The organism is Kitasatospora sp. NPDC058218 (assembly GCF_042882445.1).
In the GTDB taxonomy this organism is placed as follows: Bacteria; Actinomycetota; Actinomycetes; order Streptomycetales; family Streptomycetaceae; genus Kitasatospora.
Genome location: NZ_JBHVWC010000002.1, coordinates 73,714 through 90,382, shown reverse-complemented (window position 1 = coordinate 90,382; position 16,669 = coordinate 73,714). Strand labels below are relative to the sequence as shown.

Annotated in this window: 17 protein-coding genes and 1 pseudogene; 10 read left to right on the top strand and 8 right to left on the bottom strand. The window is 73.6% G+C overall.

Going from position 1 to position 16,669, the window contains the following annotated elements; genetic code table 11:
* Positions 1–15: 15 nt before the first annotated feature.
* The gene (locus ACFVYI_RS01405) at positions 16–993 is read right to left on the bottom strand and encodes a carbohydrate kinase family protein (protein WP_387880182.1); all 978 of its coding nucleotides are present in this window, start codon (positions 991–993) and stop codon (positions 16–18) included.
* A gap of 250 nt (positions 994–1,243) precedes the next feature.
* Between ACFVYI_RS01405 and ACFVYI_RS01400 the strand changes: the two genes are divergently transcribed.
* Together ACFVYI_RS01400 and ACFVYI_RS01395 are read left to right on the top strand one after the other, a co-directional pair.
* Positions 1,244–1,462, top strand: coding sequence for a hypothetical protein (locus ACFVYI_RS01400; RefSeq protein WP_387880180.1), 219 nt, complete (start codon positions 1,244–1,246; stop codon positions 1,460–1,462).
* Positions 1,463–1,577: 115 nt separating this feature from the next.
* Positions 1,578–2,300, top strand: coding sequence for a hypothetical protein (locus tag ACFVYI_RS01395; RefSeq protein WP_387880177.1), 723 nt, complete (start codon positions 1,578–1,580; stop codon positions 2,298–2,300).
* Positions 2,301–2,363: 63 nt separating this feature from the next.
* On the opposite strand, the gene erpA is transcribed toward ACFVYI_RS01395, so the two are convergent.
* Positions 2,364–2,717 carry an iron-sulfur cluster insertion protein ErpA gene (gene erpA / locus ACFVYI_RS01390; RefSeq protein WP_329487322.1) on the bottom strand — a complete coding sequence of 118 codons (354 nt, stop codon included), beginning with the start codon at positions 2,715–2,717 and terminating at the stop codon, positions 2,364–2,366.
* 246 nt (positions 2,718–2,963) lie between these two features.
* Here erpA and ACFVYI_RS01385 point away from each other — a divergent pair, with 246 nt between their 5' ends.
* Positions 2,964–3,833, top strand: a complete 870-nt coding sequence (locus ACFVYI_RS01385) for a GNAT family N-acetyltransferase (protein ID WP_387880175.1) — start codon at positions 2,964–2,966, stop codon at positions 3,831–3,833.
* A 285-nt stretch (positions 3,834–4,118) separates the two neighbouring features.
* Here ACFVYI_RS01385 and ACFVYI_RS01380 read toward each other — a convergent pair whose 3' ends face one another.
* The 3 genes from ACFVYI_RS01380 to ACFVYI_RS01370 form a co-directional block, all read right to left on the bottom strand.
* Entirely contained in the window at positions 4,119–5,486 is a 1,368-nt protein-coding gene (locus tag ACFVYI_RS01380; RefSeq protein WP_387880172.1) for a pyridoxal phosphate-dependent decarboxylase family protein, read from the bottom strand.
* 244 nt (positions 5,487–5,730) lie between these two features.
* On the bottom strand, positions 5,731–6,195 hold the full coding sequence (locus ACFVYI_RS01375) for an Lrp/AsnC family transcriptional regulator (protein WP_360628002.1): 465 nt from the start codon (positions 6,193–6,195) through the stop codon (positions 5,731–5,733).
* 140 nt (positions 6,196–6,335) lie between these two features.
* Complete coding sequence (locus ACFVYI_RS01370; RefSeq protein ID WP_387880169.1) at positions 6,336–7,259, bottom strand: NADP-dependent oxidoreductase; 924 nt, start codon at positions 7,257–7,259, stop codon at positions 6,336–6,338.
* 222 nt (positions 7,260–7,481) lie between these two features.
* Here ACFVYI_RS01370 and nadA point away from each other — a divergent pair, with 222 nt between their 5' ends.
* A complete protein-coding gene (gene nadA, locus ACFVYI_RS01365) occupies positions 7,482–8,666 on the top strand; it encodes a quinolinate synthase NadA (protein ID WP_387880168.1) in 1,185 nt (394 codons plus the stop codon).
* 75 nt (positions 8,667–8,741) lie between these two features.
* Here the strand turns inward: nadA and ACFVYI_RS01360 are convergent, their stop codons facing one another.
* Both ACFVYI_RS01360 and ACFVYI_RS01355 read right to left on the bottom strand, forming a co-directional pair.
* Entirely contained in the window at positions 8,742–9,035 is a 294-nt protein-coding gene (locus ACFVYI_RS01360; protein ID WP_387880167.1) for a hypothetical protein, read from the bottom strand.
* Between the two features lie 38 nt (positions 9,036–9,073).
* Positions 9,074–9,877: a PspA/IM30 family protein gene (locus ACFVYI_RS01355; RefSeq protein WP_387880165.1), complete on the bottom strand. Its 804-nt coding sequence runs from the start codon at positions 9,875–9,877 to the stop codon at positions 9,074–9,076.
* Between the two features lie 300 nt (positions 9,878–10,177).
* Here ACFVYI_RS01355 and ACFVYI_RS01350 point away from each other — a divergent pair, with 300 nt between their 5' ends.
* A complete protein-coding gene (locus ACFVYI_RS01350) occupies positions 10,178–10,777 on the top strand; it encodes a DUF3043 domain-containing protein (protein ID WP_387880163.1) in 600 nt (199 codons plus the stop codon).
* A gap of 158 nt (positions 10,778–10,935) precedes the next feature.
* Positions 10,936–11,676: a class I SAM-dependent methyltransferase gene (locus ACFVYI_RS01345; protein WP_387880517.1), complete on the top strand. Its 741-nt coding sequence runs from the start codon at positions 10,936–10,938 to the stop codon at positions 11,674–11,676.
* A 5-nt stretch (positions 11,677–11,681) separates the two neighbouring features.
* On the opposite strand, the gene ACFVYI_RS01340 is transcribed toward ACFVYI_RS01345, so the two are convergent.
* Positions 11,682–11,885 carry a hypothetical protein gene (locus tag ACFVYI_RS01340; protein WP_329487330.1) on the bottom strand — a complete coding sequence of 68 codons (204 nt, stop codon included), beginning with the start codon at positions 11,883–11,885 and terminating at the stop codon, positions 11,682–11,684.
* 178 nt (positions 11,886–12,063) lie between these two features.
* Between ACFVYI_RS01340 and cobU the strand changes: the two are divergent.
* The 4 genes and pseudogenes from cobU to ACFVYI_RS01320 all read left to right on the top strand — a co-directional run.
* Positions 12,064–12,624, top strand: a pseudogene (gene cobU, locus ACFVYI_RS01335) (bifunctional adenosylcobinamide kinase/adenosylcobinamide-phosphate guanylyltransferase); the annotation flags it as partial.
* A 28-nt stretch (positions 12,625–12,652) separates the two neighbouring features.
* Positions 12,653–13,768, top strand: a complete 1,116-nt coding sequence (locus tag ACFVYI_RS01330; RefSeq protein WP_387880161.1) for a nicotinate-nucleotide--dimethylbenzimidazole phosphoribosyltransferase — start codon at positions 12,653–12,655, stop codon at positions 13,766–13,768.
* Positions 13,769–13,880: 112 nt separating this feature from the next.
* Positions 13,881–14,678: an adenosylcobinamide-GDP ribazoletransferase gene (locus ACFVYI_RS01325; RefSeq protein WP_387880159.1), complete on the top strand. Its 798-nt coding sequence runs from the start codon at positions 13,881–13,883 to the stop codon at positions 14,676–14,678.
* A 302-nt stretch (positions 14,679–14,980) separates the two neighbouring features.
* Positions 14,981–16,486: a leucyl aminopeptidase gene (locus ACFVYI_RS01320; protein ID WP_387880157.1), complete on the top strand. Its 1,506-nt coding sequence runs from the start codon at positions 14,981–14,983 to the stop codon at positions 16,484–16,486.
* Positions 16,487–16,669 lie beyond the last annotated feature (183 nt).

The following is a 16,669-nucleotide window of genomic DNA, read 5'->3' as shown; positions in this document are numbered from 1 at the left end:
GGTGCGCCGGGCCGGCTACTTGACCAGGTGCGCGCGGACGTCGGCCGCGGCCTCGGCGCCGTAGGCGGCCTCGAAGCGCTGCAGGAAGGTGACCGGGCGCAGCTCGTACTCCTGGGTGCCGACGGTCTCGATCACCAGGGTCGCGAGCATGCAGCCGAGCTGGGCCGAGCGCTCCAGGTCCAGCTCCCAGGAGAGACCCGCCAGGAAGCCGGCCCGGAAGGCGTCGCCGACGCCGGTCGGGTCGACCTTGGCCTCCTCGGGCGCGCAGCCGACCACCACCGGGGCCTCGCCCTTGCGGTCGATCCGGACGCCCTTGCTGCCGAGGGTGGTGATCCGGGTGCCCACCCGGGTCAGGATCTCCTCGGCGTCCCAGCCGGTCTTGGTCTCGATCAGCGCGGCCTCGTACTCGTTGGTGAACAGGTACGCGGCGCCGTCGACGATCTCGCGGATGTCCTCGCCGTCCAGGCGGGCCAGCTGCTGGGACGGGTCGGCGGCGAAGGCGTAGCCGCGGGTCCGGCACTCCTGGGTGTGGCGGACCATGCCCTGCGGGTCGTCGGCGCCGATCAGCACGAGGTCCAGGCCGCCGACGCGGTCGGCGATCGGCTTGAGCTCGATGTTGCGGGCCTCCGCCATCGCGCCGGTGTAGAACGAGGCGATCTGGTTGTGGTCCTCGTCCGTGGTGCACATGAAGCGGGCGGTGTGGCGGGTCTCGGAGATGTGGACCGACCGGCAGTCCACGTTGTTGCGCTCCAGCCAGCTGCGGTACTCGCCGAAGTCCGCACCGGCGGCGCCGACCAGGATCGGGCTCAGGCCCAGGACACCCATGCCGAACGCGATGTTCGGCGCGACACCGCCGCGACGGATGTCGAGGGTGTCGACCAGGAAGGACAGCGACACGGTGTGCAGCTGCTCGGCGACGAGCTGGTCGGAGAACCGACCGGGGAACGTCATCAGGTGGTCGGTGGCGATCGAACCGGCGACGGCGATACGCACGGGAAGTCTCCTCAGGCGGGCGGCATGGCCACAAAGAAAGCAAGGGGCGGAACCCACTCACGGTACCGGGCGAGGGCGGGGCGACAGCAAGACCGCCTGCATTGGCACCGGCCACCGTCGAACGTGTACTACCCCCGGGTAGCTCTGGTGGGGGCCGGAAGGGCGGCCTAGGGTCGCTGGCAGGGGCCGGAACGGCCCTGACCGAGCCGTGGCAGTGCGGCCGCGGCACCGTGGATCGGAGCGATGCCCGATGATGCCAAGTCACCACCCGCTGCGTGTTCCGCCCGCCCTGCGGGGCGACACCGACGGCGAGACCCTGGACGCGCTGGTGGACTCCTCCCGGCAGCTGCGGCGCTTCTGGCCGCTGCTGGCGACCGGCCCGGAGCCCAGCGCACCCGCCCGGATCGGCATCAGCGTGCCGTCCGGGGCGCAGCGGCTGGTCGCGGGAATGGCCGAATACGGCATGTGATCCCTCCCCGGGGGCGGCCCGCGGGAGAGCGGGAACCGGATTCGTCCGAGGCACGTCACATCCGCGCGGTGCGGCCGTCGAGGCGGCGCCGCTGAACCCTCGGGAGGATGTTCAGATGGATCTGGAGACGATGCCCCGGCCTACCGGTGGAGCAGGGGCCGGTGGAGCACGGGCCGGCCGGCCGCGCGGACGGCGGGCGGCCGCGCTGGCGGGTCTGCTGCTGGCGGGGGCCGCGCTGGCCGGATGCGGTGACGGCGACGGCAAGTCGGCCGCGGATTCGGCGCCCGGCTCGGCGCAGCCGACGGCGAGTGCGACGGCCTCCCCCGGCGCCTCGACCTCCCCGGCCGCGCCGACGGACCCCGCCACCGCCTCGCCACCGGTGTCGACCCCGCCGACCGATCCGGCGGCGAGCACCCCCGATCCCCGGCCTGCCACCCCCACGGGCCCGGCGCGGACACCGACGCCGGCGCCCACTCCCCCGGGCATCGCGGTCGGCGAGCCGGCGCCGAACGGGCAACCGGTCCACCCCGCGATCACCTACCGGGTGGACGGCTCCAAGCTGACGGTCTGGTTCTACGGCGGGATCTGCGAGAAGTACGCGCTGAAGGCGGACGAGTCCAAGCCCGGGCGGGTGGACGTCCGGGTCGCGGTGGCGGCGCCGATGCCGGCCGGGCAGGCCTGCGCCGAGCTGGCCAAGCGGCAGACGGTGACGGCCGAGCTGAAGCAGCCGCTGATGGGCCGGGCGGTGACGGACCTGGCGACCGGCCAGCCGGTGCCGCTGGAGAGCGACCCGCACGTCGGCCCGGACCCGGTCGGCCCGGAGATCAGCGGGCAGTAGGACCACCACGAGAACGGCGAAGGCGGCCCCGGAGGATCCGGGGCCGCCTTCGCCGTCTGCCGACTAGCTGAACGAGTCGCCGCAGGCGCAGGAGCCGGTGGCGTTCGGGTTGTCGATCGTGAAGCCCTGCTTCTCGATGGTGTCCACGAAGTCGACGGTGGCGCCGCCGAGGTACGGGGCGCTCATCCGGTCGGTGACGACCTTGACACCGTTGAAGTCCTTGAGCACGTCACCGTCGAGCGAGCGCTCGTCGAAGAACAGCTGGTAACGCAGGCCGGAGCAACCACCGGGCTGGACGGCAACGCGCAGCGCAAGGTCGTCGCGGCCCTCCTGCTCCAGCAGGCCCTTGACCTTGGCCGCGGCGGCATCGGTAAGGAGGATGCCACTCTCGACGGTGGTCTCGTCCTGGACGGTCATCTGCTTTCTCCCGGTCTTGACGACGGTCTGCCGCCAGTGCCAACCAACGACCGTCCGGATTCATTTCCCGGACGGCAGTGTGTTTTCGGCGGCTTTCGGCGGCGGAATGTTTTCGTGGGCCGGGTGTACCACCCGCTCCCCTACGCTCCCCATGCTCGCACAACCCGCGCGGGTCGGACACCGCCTCGACCTCCGATCCGGCCGAACCGGCCCCGGGCGGACACCGCGGCGGCCAGGATGGTGGGCATGATCCTGCGCCTGGTCCAGGACACCGCCGCCGACGCGGAGGCCGTCCAGCACATCGCCCGCGCCTCGTTCGCCTCGCTCGCCGACTCCCCCGGCACGGCCGCGCAGGACCGGTCGCCGGTCCGCCGGCTGGCCCGGATCAGACACCTCGTCCGCACCGACCAGCAGGGCTGCTGGCTGGCGGAGAGCGACGGCGAGCCGGTCGGCGCGGTGCTGTCGCTGCGCCGCGAGGGCCTCTGGATCCTGGCGCTGCTCGTGGTGCGGCCCGAGGCGCAGGGCCAGGGGCTCGGGCGGCTCCTGCTGGAGCGGGCCGCCGCGTACGGGCGCGGCTGCCTGCGCGGGATGCTCTGTGCCTCGCCGTCCCCGGCGGCCGCCCGCCGGTACCGGCTGGCCGGGTTCACCCTGCACCCGGCCATGACGCTGACCGGGCAGGTGGACCGGGCCGGGCTGCTCGACCCCGGGGACATCCCGGTGCACCCCGGCAACGCCACCCACCGGCACCTGCTGGACTCGGTGGACCGGCGGCTGCGCGGCGCCGCGCACGGGCCGGACCACGAGCTGATGCTGGCCCACTGCGAGGAACTGCTGATCGCCGACGCGCTGGCCGGCAGCGGCTACTGCTACCGGGACGGCGGCGAGGTGAAGCTGCTGGCCGCGACCTCGAAGCGGATCGCCGCCCGGCTGCTGCGCGAGGCGCTGGCACGGGTGCCGGACGGCGTGGAGGCCCGGGTGGAGTACCTGACGGCCGAGCAGGAGTGGGCGCTGGACGTCGGCCTGGAGGTGGGCCTTACCCTGCGGACCCGGGGCTACCTGGGCCTGCGCGGGATGCGCCCCCCGGCGCCCTACCTGCCCAACGGCGCCCTGCTGTAGACGGCGAAACCCCCGCCGGGCACCCGGCGGGGGTTCACACACCGCACCGCTCTCCCGGGCCCCACCGAGGTTCGGCCTGGGCCCGTCACAAAGGCCCCGGCCCCACGGGGTTGCCCCTGAGCCAAAGGGGCGCGCCGGTGCCCTCCCACTCCCCCGGCCCCCACGGGGTTACCCCTGAGCCAAAGGGGCGCGCCGGTGCCGAAAGGGAGAAGCGACGGAGCGACGAAGGAGCGACGGAGCGACGACCGTCGGCGCCGGGTCGAGCGCCCCGGCGGCGAAGGGGCCTTAAATCATGGTGTCCAGGATCTCCCGGACCATCTCCATGGTCGTGCCCGGGTGCAGGAAGGCGAAGCGGGCGACCGTCTCGCCGTCCCAGCCGGTCGGGGTGACGAAGCCGATCTGGTCCGCGAGCAGCTGCTGCGACCAGCGGTAGTAGTCGTCGTTGGTCCAGCCCTTGCGGCGGAAGCAGACCGCGGAGAGCTGCGGGTCGAACAGCAGCTCCAGGTGCTCGGTGTCGCGGATCAGCTGGGCGGTGTCGCGGGCCAGGGTGAGGCCGGTCTCGATGGCGTCGGTGTAGGCCTGGGTGCCGTGCACGGCCAGCGAGAACCAGAGCGGCAGGCCGCGGGCGCGCCGGGTCAGGTGGTAGGCGTAGTCGGTGGGGTTCCACTCGTCGCCCTCGGTGTGCAGCACGTCCAGGTAGGAGGCGTCCTGGGTGTGCACGGCGCGGGCGAGCTGCGGGTTGCGGTAGATCAGCGCGGCGCAGTCGAAGGGGGCGAACAGCCACTTGTGCGGGTCCACCACGAAGGAGTCGGCGTGCTCGATGCCGTTGTAGCGGGCCCGGACGGAGGGGGCGAACAGGCCCGCGCCGCCGTAGGCGCCGTCCACGTGGAACCAGAGGCCGCGCTCGCGGGCCACCTCGGAGAGGCCCTGGAGGTCGTCGATGATGCCCTCGTTGGTGGTGCCGGCCGTCCCGACGACGGCGATCACCGTCTCGGGGTTCGGGTCGGCGGCCAGGGCGGCGCGCAGCGCCTCGCCGGTGAAGCGGCGGTCCACGGTGGGGACCTTGAAGGCCTCCACGCCGATGATGTTGAAGGTGTTCTTGACCGAGGAGTGCACCTGGTCGGCGACGGCGATCCGCAGCCGGGCCTCCGGCCCGACGCCGAGCCGGCGGCGGGCGGTGTCGCGGGCGACCACCAGGGCGGAGAGGTTGCCGGCCGAGCCGCCGGAGACGAAGGTGCCGCCGGCCGACTCGGGCATTCCGGCCCGGTCCGCGATCAGGCGCAGCACCTGGTTCTCAGCGGCGATGGCGCCGGCCGCCTCCAGCCAGGAGATGCCCTGGAGGGAGGCGCAGGAGACGACCATGTCGAAGAGCAGGGCGGCCTTGGTCGGCGCGCACGGGATGAACGAGAGGTAGCGCGGGCTGTCGGCGGAGATCACCGCGCGGGAGAGCTCGTGGTCGTAGAGCTTCAGCACGTCGGCCGGGTTGTTGCCGTCCGGGTTGAGCAGGCCGGCCAGCTGGGTGCGCAGGTGCTCGCCGTCGCCGGGGTGGTCGAGCGGGACGGGGTCGTACTGCAGCCGCTCCCGCATGTAGTCGAATACCAGGTCGACCAGCTCGTTGTCGGGCCGGTGCATGCGGTCGGGGGCTGCGGACACGGGGGTCCCTCTCGGCTGTGGGGTGTCGGGGGGAGGGCCGGCGGCGCGGGACGTCTCACCGCTCCGCCGGTTGTGATCAGCCTAGGCAGCGCAGGGCCTCCGCCGCGCGTCCGAACGCGGCTGGTCAGGCAGGATTCGAGCGTCTTCGCCGGGGCGTGCGCAGGATTCCTGCGCAGGCCCCGGGGCGGGCCCCGGCCGGGGGGGGCGGAGCGGCCCTTCGCGGGACCGGACTGGACCGTTCGGGTCAGCCGATGAGCTGGGACAGGACGACGGAGGAGCGGCTGCGCTGGACGCCGGGCTCCCGCCGGATGCGCTCGATCACGGCCTCCAGGTGCCGCATGTCGGCGGCCCGCAGATGGACCAGGGCGTCGGGGTCACCGGTGACCGTCCAGGCGGCGACCACCTCGGGGAACTGGCGCAGGCTCGCCAGGATCTCCTCGGGGGCGGTCCGCTCACGGCAGTAGACCTCGACGAAGGCCTCGGTCTGCCAGCCGAGCACCGAGGGGTCGAGGACGACGGTGAAGCCGCGGACCACCCCGCGCGCCCGCAGCCGGTCGATCCGGCGGCGGACGGCGGTGGCGGAGAGGTTCACCTGCAGGCCGATCTCGGCGTACGAGGCCCGGCCGTCGCTGCCCAGCCGGGCGAGCAGGAGACGGTCGGTCTCGTCGAGGTCGGCCCCGACCGTCTCGTGTGCTCGACTGCTGGTCATCGGTGCGGGGCTCCACAGGTCGTACGGGGTCGGCGGGGGGCGGCAGCCGCCGAAACGGTTCTGCACCATTCTGGCGGATGACAGGACCGAGTCCACCGCTGACAGATGACGGATCGGGGTCCGTCCCCGGTCCGGCGGGCTCAGTCGACCAGGAGGACGATCTTCCCCCGGGTGCGGCCCTCGGCGCTCAGCGCCTGGGCGGAGCCGGCCTGCGCGAGCGGGAAGGTGGAGGCGACGGTGACGGTGAGCCGGCCGTCGTCGGCGAGCGCGGCCAGCTCGGCCAGCCCGGCGGCGTCGGGGCGGACCCAGACGTAGTGGCCGCCGAGCGCCCTCACCCGGTAGTCGGTGACGGAGGCGATCCGGGACGGGTCCGCGACCAGGGCGGCCGAGACGTCGACGGCCCCGCCGCCGACCAGGTCGAGGGCGGCGTCCGCACCGTCGGGCGCCAGCGCCCGGACCCGCTCGGCCAGGCCCTCGCCGTGGGCGACCGGCTCGGCCCCGAGGCCGCGCAGGTAGTCGTGGTTGCGCACGCCCGCGGTGCCGATCACCCGGGCCCCGAACGCCCTGGCGATCTGCACGGCCAGGTGGCCGACCCCGCCCGCGGCGGCGTGCACCAGCACGGTGTCGCCCGCCCGCACCCGCAGCGCCCGCAGGCTCTGCAGGGCGGTGAGACCGGCCAGCGGCAGGCCGCCGCTCTGCGCCCAGTCCAGGGCCGCGGGCCTGCGGGCCAGCGTACGGACGGGTGCGGCGACCAGCTCGGCGTAGGTGCCGTGCTCGACGGAGTCCTTGCGCACGTATCCGTAGACCTCGTCGCCGGGCGCGAACTCGGTCACCCCGCCACCGACCGCCCGGACCACCCCGGCCGCGTCCCAGCCCATCACCAGGGGGAAGTGGGCGTCCAGCAGACCGTCCAGGCTGCCGTCCCGGACCCGCCAGTCCACCGGGTTCACCCCGGCCGCCCTGACCTCCACCAGTACCGAGTCCGGCCCGACCTTGGGGTCCGGCAGGTCGAGGTACTCGACCACCTCGGGGCCGCCGTAGCGGCGGATCGCGATTGCCTTCATGGACCCAGCCAAACCCGGCCGGGCCCGGATATCGATTCGGCCACGCCGGACCTCGTCATATCGTGCTTCCGGCGCCACCGAACGGGTCCGAAGCGGAGAGCGGTTCTCGTCACATCGACAGGATGGCCATCGTCAGTCTGACGCTAAGCGGTTATCATAGATAGCGTCAGATAGACGAGAAGGCTGCACCGACTGATCGGCCGCACAGAAGGGCACCCGCCCGTGACCACCACCATCACCGAGACCTACGGCGTCGACCCCACTCCGACGCCGCTCGCTCTGCTGCTGCTCGGCCGTGAGGCCGACCCGAACAGCGAGCGCGGCGTCGAGTGCCCCGGAGACCTTCCCGCCGCCTCCGACCCGGACCTGGTCGCCCGCGCCCGGGCCGCCAAGGAGGCACTCGGGGAGCGCGTCTTCATCCTCGGCCACCACTACCAGCGCGACGAGGTGATCGAGTTCGCCGACGTCACCGGCGACTCCTTCAAGCTCGCGCGCGACGCGGCCGCCCGCCCGGAGGCCGAGTACATCGTCTTCTGCGGCGTGCACTTCATGGCCGAGTCCGCGGACATCCTCACCGGCGACGCCCAGCAGGTCGTCCTGCCGGACCTCGCGGCCGGCTGTTCGATGGCCGACATGGCCACCGCGGAGCAGGTCGCCGAGTGCTGGGACGTCCTGACCGACGCCGGCATAGCCGACGTCACCGTCCCGGTCTCGTACATGAACTCCTCCGCCGACATCAAGGCCTTCACCGGCAAGCACGGCGGCACCATCTGCACCTCGTCCAACGCCCAGCGGGCCCTGGAGTGGGCCTTCGAGCAGGGGCAGAAGGTGCTCTTCCTGCCCGACCAGCATCTGGGCCGCAACACCGCGGTGCGCGAGATGGGCCTCTCGCTGGACGACTGCGTGCTCTACAACCCGCACAAGCCGGGCGGCGGCCTGACCGCCGAGCAGCTGCGGGACGCCAAGATGATCCTCTGGCGGGGCCACTGCTCGGTGCACGGCCGGTTCTCGCTGGACTCGGTCAACGACGTCCGCGAGCGCATCCCGGGCGTCACCGTGCTGGTGCACCCCGAGTGCAAGCACGAGGTCGTCGCGGCCGCCGACATGGTGGGCTCGACCGAGTACATCATCAAGGCGCTGGACGCCGCCGGGCCCGGCTCCAAGTGGGCCATCGGCACCGAGCTGAACCTCGTCCGCCGCCTCGCCAAGGCGCACCCGGACAAGGAGGTCGTCTTCCTGGACCGGGCGGTCTGCTTCTGCTCCACGATGAACCGGATCGACCTGCCGCACCTGGTCTGGGCACTGGAGTCGCTGGTCGAGGGCCGGGTGCCGAACGTGATCCGGGTCGACCCGGAGACCGAGAAGTACGCCAAGGCGGCGCTGGACCGGATGCTCGCCCTGCCGTAGCCACGCACCGCACGCCGAAGGGCGGGCTCCTCCGTGATGGAGGAGCCCGCCCTTTCGTCTGGCGCGAGACGGCGGCTACTCGGGGAAGCCGGGGATCAGGCCGTCACCCTCGGCCCGCAGCAGCTGCCGAACCTGGTCGATCGTCGAGTCGGCATCGGGGAGGATCAGGTCGGAGGGCTCCAGCGAGGCGTCCGGCAGCGGGGTGCCGAACTCCTTCACCGCGCCCAGCAGCTCCCCGAGCGCTCGACGGAAATGCTCTTCGTCCCCCGACTCCAGCGCGGCGAGAAGCTCGTCGTCGAGCTTGTTCAGCCGGTTCAGATGGGCGTCGCCCACCTCGAACTGGCCCTCCCCCATGACCCTCATGATCATGCCTTGCGTCTCCCTGGTTCAGTGGGGTGAAGCTCAGGTCACTTGTTGTAGTTGATCCGCGGGTTGTCCGGCTGGGCGTCCTGCGGCTGCGCCTTGCCCGGCTCGATGGCCTGCGGACCGGAGGCCGGCGAGCCACCCGTCAGCTCGGCCTTCATCCGGGCCAGCTCCAGCTCGACGTCCGAGCCACCGGCGACCCGCTCCAGCTCCGCCTCGATGTCGTCCTTGCGGCCGAGCCCACTGGCGTCGTCGAGCGCGCCGGAGGCCAGCAGCTCGTCGATCGCACCCGCGCGGGCCTGCATCTGGGCGGTCTTGTCCTCGGCCCGCTGGATCGCCAGGCCGACGTCGCCCATCTCCTCGGAGATGCCGGAGAAGGACTCGGCGATCCGGGTCTGCGCCTGGGCCGCGGTGTAGGTGGCCTTGATCGTCTCCTTCTTGGTGCGGAAGGCGTCGACCTTGGCCTGCAGCCGCTGGGAGGCGAGCGTGAGCTTCTCCTCCTCCGCCTGGAGCTGCTGGTACTGCACCTCCAGATCGGTGATCTGGGACTGCATGTTCGCCTTGCGGGTCAGGGCCTCGCGCGCGAGGTCCTCCCGACCGAGCGAGAGCGCCTTGCGGCCCTGGTCCTCGTACTTGGCGGACTGCTGCTGCAGCTGGGTCAGCTGGAGCTCCAGGCGCTTGCGCGAGGTGGCCACGTCCGCGACGCCGCGACGTACCTTCTGCAGCAGTTCGAGCTGCTTCTGGTACGAGTAGTCGAGCGTCTCACGGGGATCCTCCGCCCGGTCCAAGGCCTTGTTCGCCTTGGAGCGGAAGATCAACCCCATACGCTTCATGATTCCGTCGCTCATGGGCCTCGGGTGCCCCCTTCTCCGGCCTGCGGTCTTTATCTCGTTACCAGACACGACGAGTGTATGTGCAGCGAGCCCGTCGCCGCAGTGCACCTGCCTGCAACAAGACTGCTACAGCGACCCGGCGGCGGCCTCATCCCCGGGGTGGATCCGCCCCTCATCCCAGCCACCGTCCGCCGGTGTGATCCCCTACGGGAAGACCCCCGCAAACCCGGCTCCGGGCCCGGACCGGCACGATCGATATGCGTTTGGGTCCGAGGGCACCCGTGGAAGCGGTCGCGCACCCCGTACGCTGGTGGTGTGTTCCGACGCCGTTCAGATGATGCCGCTGCCTCCGCCGCCGTGCTGGAGAAGCAGGACGAGACGACCCAGACCCGCGACCCGCAGGCGAAGAAGGGCCGGCCCACGCCCAAGCGCAGTGCGGCCGAGGCCAACCGGCGCACCCGGGTGACCGTGCCCAAGGACCGCAAGGAGGCCTCCCGCCAGGCGCGCGAGCGGATGCGCAGCGAGCGCGAGAAGCAGCGCACCGCGCTGCTGGAGGGTGACGAGCGGCACCTGCCGGCCCGTGACAAGGGCCCGGTGCGCAAGTTCACCCGCGACTACGTGGACGCCCGCTGGTCGCTCGCCGAGTTCTTCCTGCCCGCCGCCGTGGTGATCCTGGTCCTCAGCATCGTCAAGGTGCCGGCCCTCCAGCTGCTCTCCACGCTGCTCTTCCTGGCCTTCTTCGTGCTGGTGGTGCTGGACTTCGTCCGCCTCGGCTTCGGTCTGCGCAAGCAGCTCACCGAGCGGTTCGCGGACCAGAACACCCGCGGTGCGGTCGCCTACGGCCTGATGCGCATCCTGCAGATGCGCCGGCTGCGCCTGCCCAAGCCGCAGGTGCGGCGCGGAGAGAAGCCCTGACCGCCGAACCGGTGGACTCCGGCTGGGCCCCTCCCGCCTGGGAGGGGCCCGGCCTGTACGCGCTTCCGGGCCAGGGCGACGGCGGCCACGACCGGATCGCCCAGGAGCGCCGGCTGCCCTCGCGCAGCGGCTCCTTCGCCGGCGGCGCCGGCCCCTGGCTGGAACGCCTCGGCGGCCTGCGCAACCTCGTCCGGCAGGAGCTGGTCGCCCGGCAGCTGGCCGAGCAGCTCGCCGGCCGCGCCGAACAGCGCGTCCTCGACATCGGCTGCGGCCAGGGCACCCAGGCGCTGCGGCTGGCCCGGGCCGGCCACTACGTCACCGGGATCGACTCCGACCCGGTCGCGCTCGGCGTCGCCCAGGGGGCGCTGGCCGAGGAGCCGCCCGAGGTGCGCGGCCGGATGCAGCTGCTCAGCGGCGACGGCCACCAGTGCGGCCGCTGGTTCGGGCCGCGCAGCTTCGACGTGGTGCTCTGCCACGGCGTCCTGATGTACCTGCCGGACCCGGATCCGATGATCGCCTCGCTGGCCCGGCTGCTCGCCCCCGGCGGGCTGCTCTCGCTGCTGGTCCGCAACCGCGACGCGCTGGCCCTGCGGCCCGCCGCCGCCGGGGACTGGCGGGCCGCCCTGCACGCCTTCGAGAGCGACCGCTACTACAACCGGCTCGGACTGGCCGCCCGGGCCGACCGGCTCGCCGACCTCGCCGTCACCCTCTCCGAGGTGTCCGTGCCGCTGCGGCACTGGTACGGCGTACGGGTCTTCACCGACAACGCGCCCGACGACGCGGCGCCGCCGGTGGACGGCCGGCAGCTCGCGCAGCTGCTGGAGGCCGAGGAGCGGGCCGGTCGCACCGACCCGTACCGGCAGGTCGCCGCGCTGCTGCACGTGTTCGGGGCCAAGTAGAGGGCTCAGGCCTCGTGCAGGCTCATCGAGTAGATCTCCCGGCCGTCGTCGAGCAGGACCGCGGTGTCCACGCCGTCCTCGGCCAGCTGCTTCCAGCTCTCCCCGATCCAGGTCTCGGCGTCCCCCTGGCCGGCGAACTCCTCCTCCTGGCCGCCGCTCGGGGCCACCACGGTGCCGTCCGCCTTCTCGTACCGCCACGTCCAGACCATGTCCGGTTTCCTCCCACTGACGACCTGTGCGCTGCCTGTGTACTGCGCGTGTGCTGCGCACCTTAGCCTTCCCGGCCCGATCTTCCGTATGCCTGGCCGGGGCCGCGTTGTCGGTCGGTCCGGGCCCGACCGGGGCGGTGCGCCGCCCCCTTGGCAGGATGGACGCATGGCAGCCCACCCCGCACTCCCCCGCACCCTGGTCCTCGGCGGCGCCCGGTCCGGCAAGTCCACCAGGGCCGAGCAGTTGCTCGCCCGGCACCAGGACGTCCTGTACGTGGCCACCAGCGGCACCCGGGACGGCGACACCGAGTGGGCGCAGCGGGTCGCGCTGCACCGCGACCGGCGGCCGGCGAGCTGGCGCACCGCCGAGACCTGCGACCTGGAGGCCGTGCTGGCGGACGCCGCCGACCCGGCGCCGGTGCTGATCGACTGCCTGGCGCTCTGGCTGACCGCGGTGATGGACGAGTGCGGCGCCTGGGACGACGCGGTCTGGGCGGACGGCGGCGAGGCGGCGGTCCAGCGGCGCTGCGAGGGGCTGGCGCGGGCCTGGGCGGCGACCCGGCGACCCGTGATCGCGGTCAGCAACGAGGTGGGCATGGGCATCGTCCCGGCGACCGCCTCGGGCCGCCGCTTCCGCGACACCCTGGGCCGGCTGAACATGGCGGTGGCCGACGCCTCGGAGCGTGTGCTGCTCGTCGTGGCGGGGCAGGTTCTGACGGTCAAGCCCGCCGCAGGCTGACCATCTGCGGCGTGTAGCCTTCCGACCGATGGACACGACCGTGGATCTCGATACGTTCTCCTCGCTCGTCGAGCGCCCCGACGAGAGCGCCCGGCGGGCCGCCGAAGAGCGCTGGCAGGCGCTGGACCGCCCGCGCGGCGGGCTCGGCCGGCTGGAGGAGCTGGGCAGTTGGCTGTCGTCCGTACAGGGGTGCTCCCCGGTGCGGCCGCTGTCGGCGCCCAAGGTGCTGCTGTTCGCCGCCGACCACGGGGTGGCGGCCCTCGGGGTGTCCCGGCTGCCCGCGCGGGGCGGCACGGCCGCCCGGGTGCGGGCGGTGCTGGACGGCACCGCGCCGGTCGCCCTGCTCGCCCGGCGCTTCGGCGCCGAGGTGCGGGTGGTGGACGTCGCGGTGGACGCGGACCCGTCCGACTTCCCGGACGACGTGGTCGCGCACCGGGTGCGGCGCGGCTCCGGCCGGATCGACGTCGAGGACGCGCTGAGCGCCGAGGAGACGGCCAAGGCCTTCCGGGCCGGGATGGCCGTCGCCGACGAGGAAGCCGACGCCGGTACCGACCTGGTGGTCCTGGGCGACCTCGGGGTCGGCGCGACCACGGTGGCGGCGGTCCTGGTCGGCGCGCTCTGCGGGACGGACGCGGCCGCGGTGACCGGGCGCGGCTCGGGCATCGACGACCGGGTGTGGATGGTCAAGTGCGCGACCGTCCGGGACTCGCTGCGGCGGGCCCGGCCGGTGCTCGGCGACCAGCTGGCGCTGCTCGGCACCACCGGCGGCGCCGACTTCGCGGCGATCACCGGCTTCCTGCTGCAGGCCGCCGTGCGCAAGCTCCCGGTGGTGCTGGACGGCGTGGTCTCCGCGGCCTGCGCGCTGGTCGCCCAGCGGATCGCGTTCCGGGCGCCGGAGTGGTGGCGGGCCGGGCAGTCCACCGGCGAGCCGGCCCAGGCCAAGGCCTACGACCGGCTCACCCTGACGCCGCTGCAGGAGCAGGAGATCACCATGGGCGAGGGCATCGGCGCGCTGATGGCGCTGCCGCTGCTGCAGGCCGCGGCGGACGCCCTGGCCGAGCACGCGCCCGTCCCGAGGACTCCGGCGACGCCCAAGGAGCAGCCGAAGCTGCCCTCGGCGGCGGAGCTGCTCGGCCGGGTCTGACCGCCCGGCTCCGCGGCCGCCCGGCTCCCGCCGCCCCGAAGGCCGGGCCGCCGCGGAGCGCGGCGCGGCACGGGGCCGCGCCCCGACGTACGGATGTGAGGAGCGGCGGGCCATGCGGGACGGGTCACCGGAGGCAGCGGCCGGCTGGGGTGAGGGACTGCGGTTCGCCTTCGGCACGCTCTCGGTGCTGCGGGTGCGGGTCGAGCGGTGGGACCGCCCGACGGCGGGCCGGGCGATGACGGCGGCGCCGGTGGTCGGCCTGGTGCTCGGGGCCCTGGCCGCCGGCGCGGGAGCGGCGGTGGCCTGGCGAGCGGGCGGGCCGCTCGGCGCGGTGACCGCCGTCGGCGTCCTGGCCGCGCTGACCCGGGGCCTGCACCTGGACGGTCTGGCCGATGTCGCCGACGGGCTGGGCAGCGGCAAACCGGCGCAGGACGCGCTGCGCATCATGAAGCAGTCCGACATCGGGCCGTTCGGCGTACTCACGCTGGTGCTGGTGCTGCTGGCCCAGATCGCCGCACTGGCCGGGCAGTTCGACGCCTCGCCGGCGCGCGGCGCGCTCGCGGTGCTCGCCTCGGCGACGACGGCCCGGTGCGCACTGGCCTGGGGCTGCGCGCGCCCGGTGCCGGCCGCCCGTCCGGGCGGGCTCGGCGCGATGGTGGCGGGTACCGTGCCGCCGGGCGCGGCGGCGGCGTCGACGGCCTGCTCGGCGCTGCTGCTGGCCGCCCTCGGCCTGCTTGACGGCTGGTCAGTTCTGCGGCTGCCGCTGGCCGTTGCGGTCGGCCTGGGCTGCTCCTGGCTGCTGCTGCGGCGCTGCGTACACCGGTTCGACGGCATCACCGGGGACGTCCTCGGTGCGATGGCCGAGACCGCCGCGACCGGCGCGGTGTTCGCCCTCGCGCTGCTGGGCTGAGGCGCACCGCCGGGCCCCGGAGCGGACGGCGGGACACCGGGCGGCGCGTGATTCCAGCATGCGGACTACCATGCGGGGAGCACCGCAGCCCTGCACCGTCGCAGGTCCGGCCCGGCCGACGCGCGTCGAGGAGCCGGGGTTTCTGGTGTGTGCGGCCGCCGAGACCGGTAGACGCACGCGCCAGGGGCCCCGGACCAGACCCGCACCGGCGGGACGGCCCGCAGTGGCGGCCCCGGGCTGCGCCGGTGCGGCAGCCGTGCCGTCACCGGTGCCGTGGACCGCGATAGAACAGGACGCATTACGTGACTGCATTGTCTGTGAGCACCTCCTCCGCCGCCTCGCTGCGCGCGGACGCGCTGGTGATCGGTGTGGCGAAGGGCCCGAAGGGCATCGTGCTGGCGCCGGGCGCCGAAGCCGTGAGCGAGGCGTTCGAGGGCAAGCTGGCCGAGGTCCTCACCACCCTGGGCGCGACCGGCGCCGAGGGCGAGGCCGTCAAGGTCCCCTCCCCCGCCGGCCTGAAGGCCGCGCTCGTGCTCGCGGTCGGCCTCGGCGAGGCCGCCGACGGCGGCTACGGCCTGGAGACGCTGCGCCGCGCCGCCGGTGTCGCCGCCCGCACCCTGGCCGGCAGCAAGAAGGCCGCGCTGGCCCTGCCGGTCGAGTCCGCCGACGAGGTCGAGGCGGTCGCGCTGGGCGGCCTGCTCGGCGCGTACTCCTTCGGCACCTACAAGGGCAACGGCAGCGCCAAGGAGCCGGTCGGCGAGCTGGTGCTGCTGACCGCCCGCAAGGGCAGCAAGGACGCCAAGGCCGCCGTCGAGCGCGCCCTGGTCGTCGGCGAGGAGATGAACCGCGCCCGCGACCTGGTCAACACCGCGCCGAACGACCTGAACCCGAAGATCTTCGCCGCGATCGCCCAGGCGGCCGGCAAGGAGCACGGCCTCAAGGTCGAGGTGCTGGACGAGAAGGCGCTGCTCAAGGGCGGCTTCGGCGGCCTGCTGGGCGTCGGCAACGGCTCGGCCAACCCGCCGCGGCTGGTGAAGGTGGCGTACACCCACCCGAAGGCCAAGGCGAGCCTGGCGTTCGTCGGCAAGGGCATCACCTACGACTCGGGCGGCATCTCGCTGAAGCCGGCCGGCCACAACGAGACCATGAAGTGCGACATGGCCGGCGCCGCCGCGGTGTTCGCCGCCGTCGTCTCCGCCAAGCGCCTGGGCCTGGCCGTCAACGTCACCGCCTGGCTGGCGCTGGCCGAGAACATGCCGTCCGGCACCGCCACCCGCCCGGGTGACGTGCTGAAGATGTACGGCGGCAAGACCGTCGAGGTGCTCAACACCGACGCCGAGGGCCGCCTGGTGCTGGCCGACGCCATCGTGCGGGCCGGCGAGGAGAACCCGGACGTGATCGTCGACGTGGCGACGCTGACCGGCGCGATGATGCTGGCGCTGGGCAGCCGCACCTTCGGTGTGATGGCCAACAACGACGAGCTGCGCGAGACCCTGCACACCGTCGCGGGCGAGGCCGGCGAGCAGTCCTGGCCGATGCCGCTGCCGGCCGAGCTGCGCAAGGGCATGACCGAGTCGACCATCGCCGACCTGGCCAACATGGGCGAGCGGATGGGCGGCGGCCTGGTGGCCGGCCTGTTCCTCAAGGAGTTCGTGGCCGAGGGCATCGACTGGGCCCACCTGGACATCGCCGGCCCGGCCTTCCACGAGGCCGCGCCGTTCGGCTACACCCCCAAGGGCGGCACCGCGAGCGCGGTGCGCACCCTGGTCCGCTTCGCCGAGCGGACCGCGGCGGGCGACAAGGCCTGATCCGGGGTTCGGACGGACGGGGTTCGGCGCGCTCGCGCCGGACCCCGTCCGTCTTCCCGGGTCCGCCCGCGCTCACGACCCCGCCCGCGTTCGCGACCCCGCCCTCAGCGCGGTTACCTGCGAGTAGAAGGCGGGACCCCGCCCGCACCTCTGTTCGCTGCGGGCGAAACTTTGTTCCACAGT

Bases quoted from the DNA above. Each gene is read 5' to 3' on its own strand.
- ACFVYI_RS01400 (WP_387880180.1), top strand. From the start codon at position 1,244: ATGATGCCAAGTCACCACCCGCTGCGTGTTCCGCCCGCCCTGCGGGGC.
- ACFVYI_RS01395 (WP_387880177.1), top strand. From the start codon at position 1,578: ATGGATCTGGAGACGATGCCCCGGCCTACCGGTGGAGCAGGGGCCGGT.
- erpA (WP_329487322.1), bottom strand. From the start codon at position 2,717: ATGACCGTCCAGGACGAGACCACCGTCGAGAGTGGCATCCTCCTTACC.
- ACFVYI_RS01385 (WP_387880175.1), top strand. From the start codon at position 2,964: ATGATCCTGCGCCTGGTCCAGGACACCGCCGCCGACGCGGAGGCCGTC.
- ACFVYI_RS01375 (WP_360628002.1), bottom strand. From the start codon at position 6,195: ATGACCAGCAGTCGAGCACACGAGACGGTCGGGGCCGACCTCGACGAG.
- ACFVYI_RS01370 (WP_387880169.1), bottom strand. From the start codon at position 7,259: ATGAAGGCAATCGCGATCCGCCGCTACGGCGGCCCCGAGGTGGTCGAG.
- ACFVYI_RS01360 (WP_387880167.1), bottom strand. From the start codon at position 9,035: ATGATCATGAGGGTCATGGGGGAGGGCCAGTTCGAGGTGGGCGACGCC.
- ACFVYI_RS01355 (WP_387880165.1), bottom strand. From the start codon at position 9,877: ATGAGCGACGGAATCATGAAGCGTATGGGGTTGATCTTCCGCTCCAAG.
- ACFVYI_RS01340 (WP_329487330.1), bottom strand. From the start codon at position 11,885: ATGGTCTGGACGTGGCGGTACGAGAAGGCGGACGGCACCGTGGTGGCC.
- ACFVYI_RS01330 (WP_387880161.1), top strand. From the start codon at position 12,653: ATGGACACGACCGTGGATCTCGATACGTTCTCCTCGCTCGTCGAGCGC.
- ACFVYI_RS01325 (WP_387880159.1), top strand. From the start codon at position 13,881: ATGCGGGACGGGTCACCGGAGGCAGCGGCCGGCTGGGGTGAGGGACTG.